This window comes from Mycobacterium sp. 1245499.0 (assembly GCF_001673615.1).
GTDB classification, from domain to species: Bacteria; Actinomycetota; Actinomycetes; order Mycobacteriales; family Mycobacteriaceae; genus Mycobacterium; species Mycobacterium europaeum_A.
On the sequence record NZ_LZMG01000057.1, the window covers coordinates 1 to 13,160 of the forward strand.

A 13,160-nucleotide genomic window follows, 5' to 3' on the forward strand; every position below is an offset into this window, starting at 1 on the left:
TCGAATGCTAGAACGGGCCACCGACAAAAAGCGCTCCCCTGAAACCACTGAAACAAAAGAGGCACAAGTGATTTGGGCACGCTGCCACGCTGGTTTGGGCGCGCTGCCCCGCTGATTCGGGCTACGCGACCGCCGCGGTCTCGGCCTCGGCCACCTCGGCCGCGGCGCGCTCGCCGGAACGAATCGCGCCATCGATCCACCCGCACATGATCGCCGAGCTTTCGGTGCCTGCCCAATGGATCCGGCGGCAGGGCTCGCGCAAGGTGTAGCCGTATTCGGTCAGCACGCCGGTGGGGGCGTGCCCGATCATCCCGCCGCCGGAATAGCGGTCCACCGTCCAGTTCTGCTCGTGGAACTCCTGCGGCGCTTTGGCTTTCTCGCCGAACCGATCGACGAGTTCGCCGATGACTAGGGCCCTGCGCTCGGCCTCGTCGAGTTGCGTGAGGCGGCGCGCCGCGCGTCCCTCGGTGATGACGCACATGATTCCCGGATCCGCGGTGTCCGTGCAGGCGTCGATGGTCAGGGTGGCGGGCGACCCCGGCGCGGCGGTCTGGCCGGAGAGTCCGTCGGCACGCCAGAACGGTTCGTCGTAGATGAGCGAAGTCTTGATGACCGCGCCGCTCGGCAGTCGATGGTGCAGAAATGCCCGGTCCACCGGGAGCATCGGTTCGTAGTGAATCGAGGTGGCGATGGCCAGTGGGATCGCGACGATGACTCGGCGCGCCCGCACCGTCAGGTCGGCCGCGCTGACCGTCACACCGTCGGCGTCCTGGGCGATTTGGCGCACCGGCTGCGACAGGTGCAGCGCGTCGCCCAGCGCGGCCACCATCGGGCGGTGCAGCGCGCCCATCCCACCGACCGGGCGCGCGTCCTGGGAGCCACCCTTGCCCGAAATCGCGAACGTGAGCCCACCCGCCGACGCCGTTTGCAGCAGGCCCCACAGCAGCGACGTCTCAGACGCCGCCGAGGTGTAGAGGCCGGCGAAGGCCATGTCCAGCATCTCCGCGGCCTCGGAGGACATGGAGTTCTTCTCGATCCATTGCCCGATGCTGATGCGGTCCCACTCCTGGGCCTTCTTCGCCTCCCACGGCGCCTCGCGCGGAATCGCCTTGCACATCTTCTCGATGGTGGCCAGACCGATCCCGAGGTTGGCGACGGCCCAGGGGCTGACGGTCCACGGGATGGTGCCGCCGTAGCGGTGTTTCTTGCCGCCGACGATCATCATCGCGTCGCCGTCGTTGTGCTGCTTGTACTCCGGCACACCGAACTCGTTCATCAGCGCATAGATTCGGTCCTGGCCCGGGCCGATCCACGCGCCGCCGCGATCGATCCACGTGCCGTCGGCTCGCGTCTCGGTGAAGGTCCGGCCACCGACTCGATCACGCGCCTCCAGCAAGGCCACCGAATGCCCCGCCTGGATGAGTCGCAAAGCGGCCGTCAAACCCGCGAATCCCGCTCCGACCACGCAAAAATCGACCTCAGACACGGTTGTCTCCTCAACCTCGCCCACCTCAGCAGCAAACTACACTGACCGGGCGCCGGTGGTGGCCGGTTAACACAGATTTCCGTTTGCGTTCGCGCCGGCGGCGACCCGCCCGCGCCGGGGCCCAAGGTTGCAGCACGCGGGCCTAGAACACGTTCTAGTCTGTGGAACCATGGGATTTCTGAAGCCCGAGCTGCCGCAGCTCGACATGGCCGAATGGAACAAGGGCACCCGTAGCGAGAAGATCCGGCCGATGGCCAAGCACTGGGCCGAGGTGGGTTTCGGCACGCCGGTGGTGCTCCATCTGTTTTATGTCGTCAAGATCCTGCTCTACATCCTGGGCGCGTGGCTGTTCGCGTCGGCCACCAACGGTCTCGGCGGTATCACACACGTCGCGTCGTGGTGGTCGGAGCCGATCGTGTTCGAGAAGGTCGTGCTCTACACGATGCTGTTCGAGGTGATCGGGCTGGGATGCGGCTTCGGGCCGTTGAACAACCGGTTCTTCCCGCCGATGGGCTCGATTCTGTACTGGATGCGGTTCGGCACCATCCGGCTGCCACCGTGGCCGGATCGGGTCCCGCTCACCAGTGGTACCAAGCGCAAGCCGGTCGACGTCGCGCTCTACGCGCTGTTCCTGTTGTTCACGTTCGCGGCGCTGTTCGCCGACGGCACCGGGCCGATGCCCGAGCTGGGCACCACGATCGGACTGCTGCCCGCCTGGAAGATCGTGTTGATCCTGTTGCTGCTGGCGGTGGTTGGTCTGCGCGACAAGGTGATCTTCCTGGCCGCCCGCGGTGAGGTGTACGCAACCATGGCGGTGACTTTCCTGTTCGGCGCGCCCGACATGATCGTCGGCTCCGAGGTGGTTTTCCTGGTGATCTGGATCGGGGCCGCGACATCCAAACTCAACAAACACTTTCCGTTCGTGATCTCCACGATGATGTCGAACAACCCGCTGGTGCGGCCCCGCTGGCTGAAACGGCGCTTCTTCGAACACTTCCCGGATGACCTGCGGCCTGGCCGCCTGTCACGCTGGCTGGCACACCTGAGCACCGCCATCGAGATGCTGGTGCCGTTACCGCTCTTCTTCTGTCACGGCGGCTGGCCGGTCACCATCGCCGCCATCGTGATGGTGTGCTTCCACTTGGGAATCCTCGTGTCGATCCCGATGGGCGTGCCGCTGGAGTGGAACGTCTTCATGATCTTCGGCGTGCTGTCGTTGTTCGTCGCGCACACCCACATCGGGCTGCGCGAGCTGAAACACCCGGTGGTGGTGGCGGTGCTCTTCGTGGTCATCGCGGGAATCGTCTTGTTGGGCAACATGTTCCCGCGCAAGATCTCGTTCCTGCCCGGGATGCGTTACTACGCCGGCAACTGGGACACCACACTGTGGTGCATCAAACCCTCGGCCAGCGACAAGATCGGCCGGGGCATCGTGGCGATCGCCAGCATGCCGCAGGCCCAGTTGGAGCGGTTCTACGGCAGCCCCGAGGCGGCACAGATCCCGATCTATATGGGATATGCGTTCCGCGGGTTCAACACTCACGGCCGGGCGCTGTTCACCCTGGCGCACCGGGCCATGGCCGGCCAGAACGAAAATGACTACGTCATCACTGACGGCGAGCGGATCTGCAGCACCGCGATCGGCTGGAACTTCGGCGACGGCCACATGCACAACGAGCAACTGATCGCCGCCCTGCAGGAGCGCTGCCACTTCGAGCCCGGCGAGGTCCGCGTGGTTCTGCTTGATGCGCAACCGATTCACAAGCAGACGCAGGCGTACCGGTTGGTCGACGCCGCGACCGGTGAATTCGAGCGCGGCATCGTCCGGGTCGCCGACATGGTCGTCCGCCAACCGTGGGCCGACGACGTTCCGGTGCAGGTGGTTTCGGAGTAGCCGCCCGCGTAGGTCCGGCCGGCGTCCGCCCGCGAGCGTAAGCCCACTGCGAAATATCCCGTCGGAAATCGCAGTGGGCTTACGCTCGGGATGACCTATGCGCTCGCCCGCACCTCCTGCGCCGCGGCGACCATGTTGCGCAGCGACGCGGTCACCTCGTCGGGGTTGCGGGTCTTCAGCCCGCAGTCCGGGTTGACCCACAGCCGCTCGGCCGGCACGGCCCGCAGCGCCGCGCGCAGCGACTCGGCCATCTCGCCGGTGCTCGGCACCCGCGGTGAGTGGATGTCGTACACGCCCGGACCCACGCTGTTGGAGAAGCCGATCGAGTTCAAATCGTCGAGCACCTCCATGTGCGAGCGTGCCGCCTCGAGGGACGTCACGTCGGCGTCCAGGTCGGCGATGGCCCCGATCACCTCACCGAATTCCGAGTAGCACAGGTGGGTATGGATCTGGGTGGAGTCCGCGACGCCGGAGGTGGCCAAGCGGAAAGACCCTACGGCCCAACGCAAGTACTCGTCCTGGTCGGCGCGGCGCAGCGGCAGCAGCTCCCGCAGCGCCGGCTCGTCGACCTGAATGATCGCGATGCCCGCCGCCTGCAGGTCCACCGTCTCGTCGCGAATGGCCAGCGCTACCTGGTTGGCCGTGTCGGCCAGCGGCTGGTCGTCGCGGACGAACGACCACGCCAAAATCGTCACGGGCCCCGTCAGCATGCCCTTGACCGGCTTATCGGTCAGCGACTGAGCGTATTTCGCCCATTCCACCGTCATCGGATGCCGGCGAATGACGTCGCCGAAGAGCACCGGCGGGCGCACGCAGCGGCTGCCGTAGGACTGCACCCACCCGTTCTTGGTCGCGAAGAAGCCGTCCAGCTGCTCGGCGAAGTACTGCACCATGTCGTTGCGCTCCGGCTCGCCGTGCACCAGCACGTCGATCCCGAGGCTTTCCTGCAACTTGATGACGTCGGCGATCTCCTGCTTCATCCGCCTCCGGTACTCGGTCTCGTCGATCTCGCCGGCGACCAGCGCGGCGCGCGCCTTGCGGATCGCGACGGTTTGCGGGAACGACCCGATCGTCGTGGTCGGCAGCGGCGGCAGGTGCAGGCGCTCCTCCTGGCTGGCCCGGCGCTGCGCCGCGTCACCCCGGTGCGTACCCGACGCGACGATCGAGTCGATGTGCGACCTTAGATCGTCGTTGTGCAGGCGCGGGTCACTCTTGCGGGACGCCACGGCCGCGTTGGAGGCCGCGATCTCGTCGGTGACCGCGTCGCGGCCCTCATGCAGGGCGCGGGCCAGCGTCACCACCTCGACGACCTTCTCCTGCCCGAACGCAAGCCAGCTATGCAGCGCGTCGTCCAGCCCGGTCTCCGGCTCCAGCGAGTACGGCACGTGCAACGTCGAACAGGACGTCGAAACCGCCACGTGCCCCGCGGAATTCACAAGCGTCGTCAGCTTGCCCAGCGCCGCTTCCAGATCGGTCCGCCAGATGTTGCGTCCGTCCACCACACCGGCGACCAGCGTCTTGTTCGCGAGCTCGGGCACCGCCGCGACCGCGGTGTCGGCGCCGTAGACCAGGTCGACGCCGATCGCCTCGACGGGCGTGCGGGCCAGCGCCCCCAACGAATCACCCGGGTCGCCGAAGTAGGTGGCGACGTAGATGGCGGGACGGTTACTCGCCTTGCCCAGCGCGTTGTAGACGGCCTCGGCCAACGCAGGCGCGTCGGGGGAGATGTCGGTGACCAGCGCCGGCTCGTCGAGCTGCACCCACTGCGCACCGTTGTCGGCCAGCAGTGACAGCAGTTCGGAGTAGATCGGCACCAGTTCCTGCAGGCGCTCGACGGGGGCGCCGCCGCCGTCGACCGCCTTGCTCAGCAGCAGGAACGTGATCGGGCCGACGACCACCGGGCGGGCCGGAATGTTCTGTCCCAGGGCCTCTTTCAGCTCCGAAAGCACCTTGTCGGGGTTCAGCGAGAACGTGGTCGAGGGCCCGATCTCGGGAACGATGTAGTGGTAGTTGGTGTCGAACCACTTGGTCATCTCCAGCGGCGCGACGTCTTGGTTGCCGCGTGCCGCGGCGAAGTAGCGATCCAAATCGTCGGCAACCTGTGCGGCCCGGGCCGGCAACGCGCCCAGCATCACCGCGGTGTCGAGCACCTGGTCGTAATAGGAGAAGGTGTTGACCGGCACCGAGTCCAGCCCGGCGTCGGCCAGGTGTTGCCAGGTGTCGCGGCGCAGGCTGGCGGCGACCTTCTCCAGGTCGGCGCGGCTGGTGCGCCCGGCCCAATAGCCCTCGGTTGCGCGCTTGAGTTCGCGTTTCGGGCCGATGCGCGGCGAGCCGACAACCGTGGCGGTGAATGCTTGAGGGGTCACGATATTCGTCCTTCATTCGACGTGGTGGTCACCGCCGGCGGACGTGCAGCCGATCCGTTAGCGGTGCGTACCCGGGTACCAACCGCAACGGCTGCAGCCTGACGCCCATTCCTCGAGGCGATGAGCCGCCGGACGCGGCGCGCCCGGCACAGCCGGCAGGTCTCCGGACTCGCAGGCGCGCACTCAGGTGGTGCTCCTAATGGCCGTCGCTTCCCAGTCTTGCGACCAGTGCTTGCCAAAAACTCTGACGGCGGTCGTTCCTGCATACCGTTGCGGGACAGTCCCGGATTCTCACCGGGTTCCCTCTCACGAAGCGCTACTAACGTTGCTTCGCTCGATGCCGGCACCGCGGTTGCGGCACAGGCAGACCAGCTGCGTAGTGCAGCTTACCCCGCTGCATGGCCGGCCCAGCGGAGATCCCGGGGCTTGTTATAGCTACCTATTTCAGCATATTGTGAAATTACCGTAATAAGTGAAAGGCGGTCTTGTGGGACGTAGGCGAGATGGTGATCAGCCGCACTTACTCGAATGGGTCGAGCGGGTAGCGATGTTTTGCGCCGAGGAGTACGGGGTGCCGCCGATCGCGGGGAGGGTGCTCGGTTGGCTGATGATCTGCGATCCGCCCGAGCAATCTGCAGGGCAGATCGCCGAGGCTATCGGAGCGAGCCGGGCTTCGCTTACCACCAATATCCGGCTTCTCACCGACGCAAAGTTGGTCCGGCGGCGGAGCCGGCCAGGCGAGCGCACGCACTATTACCGAGTCGACGACGATGCCTGGGAGACCGTGGTACGCCGACGGGTGGCCAGCTTGTTGGCCTTTCGCGATATTGCCGCCGACGGCATGGATCTAGCCGGTTTCGGCAGTGCCCGCGCCCAACGCTTGCGGGTCGCTCATGACGTCTACGACTGGATGGCCAAGCAATTCAGCCAATCCCCTCCTCCTTCTCTCAAGGGGCGGACCAATGACTAACGGCACAGGCATCGCTCGTTCGGCCGTCGTCGCCGGCGCTGGAATCGGCGGGCTTGCGACCGCTATCGGATTGCGCCGCTGCGGATGGTCGGTCACCGTGCTGGAGCAAGCGCCCGAAATGCGGGAAGCCGGGGCGGGCTGGTCATTCGCACAAAACGCGATCCGAGCGATCGACTACCTCGGCCTGGGTAAGGAATTCCGCGCCATCTCCTTCTCAAGCGAAGCCGCCGGCACGCTGTTGACGCCGAGCGGCGAATACCTGATGCGCTTTCGCGCAGACCACGACGACACGGTACTGGCCAACCACCGGGCGGAACTGCAGCACATGCTGGCGACCCAGCTACCGGCCGATTGTGTACGCACCGACGCTCGGGTCACCGGGGTGCGCCAGTTCGATGAATCAGTCACAGTCAGCTATCACACCGAGGGTGGACAACAAGAGATCAACGCAGCGCTGGTGGTAGGAGCCGACGGTATCGACAGCGCGATACGACGATCCGTCTGGCCAAGTGCGAAAACCCCTGCATATCAAAGGATTTTATGTTGGCGGGGCGTAACTCAGCCGGAATCAGTGTGGCCGGTCGAGGGCTTTCAGACTTGGGGCCGTGGAGCCCGGTTCGGTGCGCACCCACTGACCGGCCAGCGCGTGTTCTGGTTTCTGGCCGTCCGCCAACCACGCCCCGGGCAGCGATACGACGATGCTCTGGCTGAGGTGCGTCGCCGCACCCAGGGTTGGCACGCACCGATCCCGCAGTTGCTGGATGCCACTGCACCAACCTCCGTGCTCTGTCACGACATCTACGATTTGGACCCCCTGCCGTCCTACGTTGACCACAGGGTGGTGCTGCTCGGCGACGCAGCTCATGCCATGACTCCATTTCTTGCACAGGGCGCCTGCCAGGCATTCGAAGATGCGGCCGTCCTGGCCGCAATCCTGACCGACGCCCCAGAAGTGCCGGCCGCTCTGACCGAGTACGACCGGGTCCGGAGACCCCGCACCCAAGCGGTGGTGAAAATGGCGCGCTCGGATCCCAGGATCAGCCTGTCTACCTCAAAGCTGGCCTACTGGCTGATGACGCGTTTGACAAAGTTTGCGGGCGCGCGGATCGGGCGGCGCAAAACCGCCGGGCTATGGTCCTGGACTGCGCCCGCAAACGCGGCGCCGTCGCATCACTAGCGTCAGCCCGCCAACGCCTGCGCGATCGGGAGCGCAGTTGCGTCGTCGCCGTTGTTGAATTCGATGGTCCGCCGGATGGTCGAATCGTCGGCCAGCGCGGCAGCGGCGACGAGCGCGACGTCGGCGCGCGACACCTCGCCCGTGCCGCGCCCGAGGACGATCTTGCCGGTGGCGGGTTCCAGCGTGAGTCGCCCCGGCCCCAGCACCGTCCAGTCCAGGTCGCTATCGCGCAGGTGGGCGTCGGCGGCGGCCTTGGCCTCGGCATAGGGGAAGAACGAATTGCCTTGGGACACACCGTGGTCGGGCCCGGCGCCGAAATAGGACACCATCACGAACCGCTTGACGCCCACTTGTGCGGCGGCGTCGATCACCCGGATCGCCGCGTCGCGATCGACGGCGTAGGTCCGGGCCGGGTCGCCGCCGCCGGCACCGGCGGAGAAGACGACCGCGTCGTGCCCGGCCACCAGGTCGGCCAGCGCGCCGGTGTCGAGCCGTTCGATGTCGGCCACCACCGGTTCGGCGCCGGTGGCAGTGACGTCGTCGGATTGGTCGGGATTGCGGAAGACCGAGCTCACCTGGTCGCCGCGCTGGGTCAGGTTACGAGCCAGCTGCAGCGCGACCTTGCCGTGCCCGCCGAAGACGATGATGCGTGCCATCCCTCCGACGGTAGCGCGCTCCTTAGAGCTTCACCTTGCCCATGATGATGTCGATGATCGGCTTGCCCGGCGGGTAGGCGTTGGTGACCGAGGCCATCGTGTGGCCGTAGTCCACCAGCAGCGTGATTCCGTTGATGCCGAACGCGGCGGCGCTGTTGAGGAACGCCATCACGTCGCCCATCTGCTCCGGGGTGTGCACCTTGGAGCCGGTCTCCTCGCGGTAGTCCTGGGCGAAGGTCAGCCACAGGTCGGCGTTGGACTGGGCCAGGGGGGTGTCGGTGGGGCCCGGGCAGATCGCGTTGATCCGAATGCCCTTCTTCAGCAGCGGATAGCCCTGGGTGGCGACGTAGGCGTTGACGACCTTCTTGGAGAAGCCGTAGTGAATGATGCCCTCGGCTTCGTGCGCCTTGACCCATTCCTGGGCCGACGCGAAGTCCGGGGTGGCCAGGAACTCGTTCAGCAGGTCCAGGTCGTTCTCCCAGCCCATGCCGGCGACCGAGGAGATGAAGCAGATCGCCGAGCCGGAGGGGAGCTGGTTGCGCTCGAGCAACCGCTCGATCAGGTGCCGGTGACCGAGGAAGTTGATCGCCATCAGGTCGGTGGTCCCGTCGGCGATGCCGGCGGCCGAGAACACGGCGTGGACGGGGCCGTCCAGCTGCTCGAGCGCGGCGTCGATCGACCCGGTGTCGCGCAGGTCGACCTGGATGGACTTGGCGACGTCGTAATTCACCGGCGCGTAGTCCATCACGATCACTTCAGCGCCCAGCTCGGCCGCTGACTTGGCCGCCGCGGCGCCCATGCCAGTCGCGCCACCGACGACGAGAGCGCGCTTGCCGTCGTAGCGCAACCGATCGACAATGGTCATGGAAATCCCCTTCTCGGATAATGCCAACGCGGTTCTAACTGCTCAACTGTATGGGTAACAGTTATTTGGTTCAATACCGGGGCGGGTTACTCGAGCGTTACTTGCCGCGGACCGCGACGCCGCGCAGCACGGTGTCGCGCGCGTGCACCAAGGCCGCGCGCGTGCCGATCTCGGCGAGGATGTTCTCCGGTATCCATTGCAGGCCGATGAGGCAGCGGGCCAGTATCGCGGTGGACGGGGCGTCGATTGCGATCTCTCCCGAGCGGATCCCCTCGGTAAGCAGCGTTTTCATCTGTCGCAGCCGCGTGGCGTAGAGCCAACCCGGATTCGGCGTGTCCGGCGGCGATTGGCGCATCCAGGCCAGCTGAATCCTGAACTCGTCGGAGAACCGATCGAGCGCGTTGACGTTGACCCAACTCAGCGCGTCCAGCTTTTCGATCGGTGTGGCATCCGAGCGCAGGACGCTGACCCAGCCCGCCTCGACCTTCCTGCCAAAGGATTCCATGATCGACGCGAGCAGTTCGTCCTTGGATCCGATCACCCGATACACCGTTCCGGTGCCCAGGCCCGCCGCCGAGGCGATGTCCCGGATGGTGGTGACCTCATATCCTCTGCGGCCGAATTCGGCGCGTGCCACGGCCCGCACCGCCGCCGCCTTGTCGCTCGGGTCGGCATCGCTGTCGTCGGACCAGGTGGCGATGACGTCATCGGCGGCGGTGAACGCTTTCGAGCGATCCAGTGCCGCGTCGGCCGGCGGCCGAGTTGCCAAGCCCTGCAGGATGATTCGGCACAGCAGTTGGGCCACCTGGTCGGCGGCGGACTTGTGGCGCATGACATCGAGGCCCACCTGCAGCATGGTCTGGCAGATGCGGTCGGCCAACGTGGGAAGGTCGATGTCGGGTTTGATGTAGCCGCTCCACCGGCCGGCGCGCAGCGTCTGCAGCATCGCCTCCTGGATCGCCGTGGGCCGTTGCTGGGTCAGCTTGATCAGCTCCGGATCCGTGCTCGGCCCTTCGTAGAACGACATCTGCAGGGCCGCGCGGTGCTCTACGGCGCAGTCGGCGATCGCCGACCCGAGTTCGATGATCTGTTCTTCGACCGGACGGGCGTCGGGTTCGTCCAATCTCGCCTGTGCGGCCCGCCCGATGCGGTCCAGATCGTCCTGATAGCGGCGGATCAACTCGACGAGGATGGCCTCTTTGGACTCGAAATGGTGATACAGGCTGCCGGGAAGGATGCCTGCCGCGTCGGCGATCTCCTGCAGCGACGTCCGCAGACCCGAGGATGCGATCAATGACGCCGCGGTGGCGAGGATTTCGGCGCGGCGGGTCGGGGATTCGGCTGTGCCGCCGGCGCGCAGTGACTCGGCCTTGGCCATGGTCAGCGGTGTGCGCATCTGGACGACTGCGGGTCGGCGAGCATTCGCATTCGTCCTCTCTTGCCGAACCAAATCTTTGTTAGAGGCTATCAGACTGCGCGCGGTGAATGCGCTGCACAAAGGCGTGAAAGCCCCATTCTAGAGCGGGGGGCCGTCCCAGCGGTCGCATGCGACCACTTCCTCGAGCGGCCGCCGCCGCGCAGGCGAGAAGGTGCGTCCCGCGCGCAGCCGGCCGACCGGTAGCAGACAGCCCTGAACGTAGGTCGGCGGAATCCCGAGTAGGTTGCGGATCTCCTCCTCGTGATGCAGATGCAGGGTGGTGATGCAGGTCCCGTACCCCCGGGTGTGCAAGGCCAATTGGAAATTCCACACCGGCGGAAAGATCGAGCCGTACAGCGTGGCGAGATGAAAGGATTCATCGCCCTCGATCCGAGGCAAATACGGTTCATAGCAAGGGATTACCAGCAACGGCACGCGGGCCATGTGCTCGACGAGCCACTCCGTAGAGGACATGACCCGGCTCTCGGGCGTGCCCGCGGGCATCAGCTCGGCGAGCATCTGCCCACCGACCCGCAGCAGGTAGGCCTGGCGATACAACCGGGCGATCTCGGTGCGCAGCTCCGGATCCGAGATCACCAGCCAGCGCCAGGACTGGGCATTCGACCCGTTCGCGGCCTGCAACGCGATTCGCAGGCAGTCGCGGATGTCGTCGGGGTTGACGGGCGCGTCGAGGTCGAGCGATTTGCGCGCCGACGGGGTCGCGGTGAGCAGGTAGTCGATGTCCATCAGGCCCGGCCTCGCTTGGCAAGGCGCGCACCGAGTTCGGTGAGGTACTCGTCGGGGCCCCCGCGAAACGCGCTCCAGCTCAGCAGCCGTTTGAGGTACAGGTGGGCATCGTGTTCCCAGGTGTAGCCGATGCCCCCGAACACTTGGATGGCGGTGTCGGCCACCGTGGCCAGTCGCCCGGCGAACGCCTTGGCCCGCACCGCGGCGAGATGCCGCTCCTCGCCGGATGCAGCGCCCGTTCCCGGGGCGGCGTCGCTGAGCCACAGGGCGTGGATCACGCCGCTGCGGGCCAGCTCGACGGTCTCGTACATGTCCACACACAGGTGTTGGACGGCCTGGAAGGAGCCGATCGGCTGGCCGAATTGCGTTCTGCTTTTCGCGTATTCGACCGCGAGGCCCATGACGGCGCGCGCGGCGCCCAGCGCGTCGGCCGCGGAGGCGATCAGCACGTCGTCGATCACCGCGGCCAGATCGGCGGTGGACGTCGCGGTCAGCCGTTGGGCGGGCGCGGCGTCGAACGTGACGCGAAACTGCTTGCGGGTCGGGTCGATGCCGGATTCGGGTGCCAACGACAAGCCGGTCGAGCCGGCCCGCACGGCGAAAAGCTCAGGGCCGTCGCCGTTCTCGGCGACCGCGAGTAGGACATCGGCGGCCACGGCGTCGGGCACCGCGGCGATCTCGCCGTGCAACACGACCGCGTCGTCGCGTCGGCTCGCGGCAACGGTCGCCGAATCCGGAAAGCAGACCGTTGCGACCGTGGTGCCGTCGGCTATGCCGCGCAACAACTCCCGTGCGGTCTCGGCGGCGCCGAGCCGGGTCAGCGCCCGCGGGGCGGCCACCGCGGCAGACAGCCACGGTCCCGGGTGCAGCGCCGCGCCCAGCTCTTCGGCGACGACGCCGGCCTCGACCATCGTCATGCCGGCGCCGCCGTACTCCTCGGGCACCAGCAGACCGGTGGTGCCCAGGTCGGCGAGACCGCGCCACACCGCCTCGTCGGTTCCGGTCGGATCGTCGAGCAGCGCCCGCACGTGTTGGGCGATCGGAGCCTTCTCGGCGAGGAAGCGCCGCGTGGTGTCGCGCAGTGCCACCTGCTCGTCGGTGAGTTCGAGGTTCATTTGCGCGGCAACCCCAGCACCCGCTGCGCGGTGATGTTCTTGTTGATCTGCGTGGTGCCGCCCGCGATGGTCAGCGACCGCGACGTCAGCCGGTAGTTCGCCCACGGCGCGCCGGCGCCGCCAGGCTGTACGCGGAGATGCAGGTGCGGCTCGAAGAGCTGGTCAATGATCTCGGCGCGGCCGGCAGCGACGCGCTGGACGATCCGGTGACGTTGCGGCGGCTCGGCGAAATCGCGCTTCGCATCAAGTATCTCGAAGTCCTGTGCCAGCGGTCGATCTCGGCGTCGTTGCATGGGGGTGACGCGTTCGGGTCGGCGAGCCTCGCCAAGACGGTGTGGGGCGAGATCGGCCAGGACCTGGCCGCATTGGCCTTCGACGTGCTGGGTACCAGCGGCGCCGGCGCGCCGTGGGCGAACTACCGGCTGACGTCGCGGTCGCTGACCATCGCGGGCGGCACCACGCAGATC

General features: G+C 66.7%; 10 protein-coding genes, 2 pseudogenes and 1 riboswitch. Of the genes and pseudogenes, 4 read left to right on the top strand and 8 right to left on the bottom strand.

Annotation, left to right across the window (positions count from 1 at the left end; all coding sequences use genetic code 11):
- Positions 1-121: 121 nt before the first annotated feature.
- Positions 122-1,486 (bottom strand): FAD-dependent oxidoreductase, encoded by a 1,365-nt coding sequence (locus tag A5646_RS02755; RefSeq protein WP_066876371.1) that lies wholly within the window; start codon positions 1,484-1,486, stop codon positions 122-124.
- Between the two features lie 169 nt (positions 1,487-1,655).
- Between A5646_RS02755 and A5646_RS02760 the strand changes: the two genes are divergently transcribed.
- Positions 1,656-3,380 (top strand): DUF3556 domain-containing protein, encoded by a 1,725-nt coding sequence (locus A5646_RS02760; RefSeq protein ID WP_067019699.1) that lies wholly within the window; start codon positions 1,656-1,658, stop codon positions 3,378-3,380.
- 95 nt (positions 3,381-3,475) lie between these two features.
- On the opposite strand, the gene metE is transcribed toward A5646_RS02760, so the two are convergent.
- Positions 3,476-5,746: a 5-methyltetrahydropteroyltriglutamate--homocysteine S-methyltransferase gene (gene metE / locus A5646_RS02765; protein ID WP_067019703.1), complete on the bottom strand. Its 2,271-nt coding sequence runs from the start codon at positions 5,744-5,746 to the stop codon at positions 3,476-3,478.
- A 136-nt stretch (positions 5,747-5,882) separates the two neighbouring features.
- Positions 5,883-6,085: riboswitch (cobalamin riboswitch) on the bottom strand.
- Positions 6,086-6,317: 232 nt separating this feature from the next.
- Here metE and A5646_RS02770 point away from each other — a divergent pair.
- Positions 6,318-6,716 (top strand): GbsR/MarR family transcriptional regulator, encoded by a 399-nt coding sequence (locus A5646_RS02770; protein ID WP_197498037.1) that lies wholly within the window; start codon positions 6,318-6,320, stop codon positions 6,714-6,716.
- Complete coding sequence (locus A5646_RS02775; RefSeq protein WP_197498038.1) at positions 6,709-7,893, top strand: FAD-dependent monooxygenase; 1,185 nt, start codon at positions 6,709-6,711, stop codon at positions 7,891-7,893. The genes A5646_RS02770 and A5646_RS02775 overlap by 8 nt, the downstream gene beginning before the upstream one ends.
- Before the next feature lie 2 nt (positions 7,894-7,895).
- On the opposite strand, the gene A5646_RS02780 is transcribed toward A5646_RS02775, so the two are convergent.
- The 6 genes and pseudogenes from A5646_RS02780 to A5646_RS30325 form a co-directional block, all read right to left on the bottom strand.
- Positions 7,896-8,549: an SDR family oxidoreductase gene (locus A5646_RS02780; protein WP_067019709.1), complete on the bottom strand. Its 654-nt coding sequence runs from the start codon at positions 8,547-8,549 to the stop codon at positions 7,896-7,898.
- A 22-nt stretch (positions 8,550-8,571) separates the two neighbouring features.
- Positions 8,572-9,414, bottom strand: coding sequence for an SDR family oxidoreductase (locus tag A5646_RS02785; protein ID WP_066866147.1), 843 nt, complete (start codon positions 9,412-9,414; stop codon positions 8,572-8,574).
- A gap of 97 nt (positions 9,415-9,511) precedes the next feature.
- Positions 9,512-10,792: a TetR/AcrR family transcriptional regulator gene (locus A5646_RS02790; protein ID WP_067019715.1), complete on the bottom strand. Its 1,281-nt coding sequence runs from the start codon at positions 10,790-10,792 to the stop codon at positions 9,512-9,514.
- Positions 10,793-10,930: 138 nt separating this feature from the next.
- On the bottom strand, positions 10,931-11,578 hold the full coding sequence (locus A5646_RS02795) for a nitroreductase family protein (protein WP_066866149.1): 648 nt from the start codon (positions 11,576-11,578) through the stop codon (positions 10,931-10,933).
- A complete protein-coding gene (locus A5646_RS02800; protein WP_067019712.1) occupies positions 11,578-12,693 on the bottom strand; it encodes an acyl-CoA dehydrogenase family protein in 1,116 nt (371 codons plus the stop codon). The genes A5646_RS02795 and A5646_RS02800 overlap by 1 nt, the downstream gene beginning before the upstream one ends.
- Positions 12,690-12,806 (bottom strand): annotated as a pseudogene (locus A5646_RS30325) (acyl-CoA dehydrogenase); the annotation flags it as partial. The pseudogene A5646_RS30325 and the gene A5646_RS02800, both read right to left, overlap by 4 nt.
- Here A5646_RS30325 and A5646_RS02805 point away from each other — a divergent pair.
- Positions 12,801-13,160: pseudogene (locus A5646_RS02805) on the top strand (acyl-CoA dehydrogenase family protein); the annotation flags it as partial. The pseudogenes A5646_RS30325 and A5646_RS02805 sit on opposite strands and share 6 nt — an antisense overlap.

Bases quoted from the DNA above. Each gene is read 5' to 3' on its own strand.
- A5646_RS02775 (WP_197498038.1), top strand. From the start codon at position 6,709: ATGACTAACGGCACAGGCATCGCTCGTTCGGCCGTCGTCGCCGGCGCT.
- A5646_RS02800 (WP_067019712.1), bottom strand. From the start codon at position 12,693: ATGAACCTCGAACTCACCGACGAGCAGGTGGCACTGCGCGACACCACG.
- A5646_RS02795 (WP_066866149.1), bottom strand. From the start codon at position 11,578: ATGGACATCGACTACCTGCTCACCGCGACCCCGTCGGCGCGCAAATCG.
- A5646_RS02785 (WP_066866147.1), bottom strand. From the start codon at position 9,414: ATGACCATTGTCGATCGGTTGCGCTACGACGGCAAGCGCGCTCTCGTC.
- A5646_RS02760 (WP_067019699.1), top strand. From the start codon at position 1,656: ATGGGATTTCTGAAGCCCGAGCTGCCGCAGCTCGACATGGCCGAATGG.
- A5646_RS02780 (WP_067019709.1), bottom strand. From the start codon at position 8,549: ATGGCACGCATCATCGTCTTCGGCGGGCACGGCAAGGTCGCGCTGCAG.
- A5646_RS02790 (WP_067019715.1), bottom strand. From the start codon at position 10,792: ATGGCCAAGGCCGAGTCACTGCGCGCCGGCGGCACAGCCGAATCCCCG.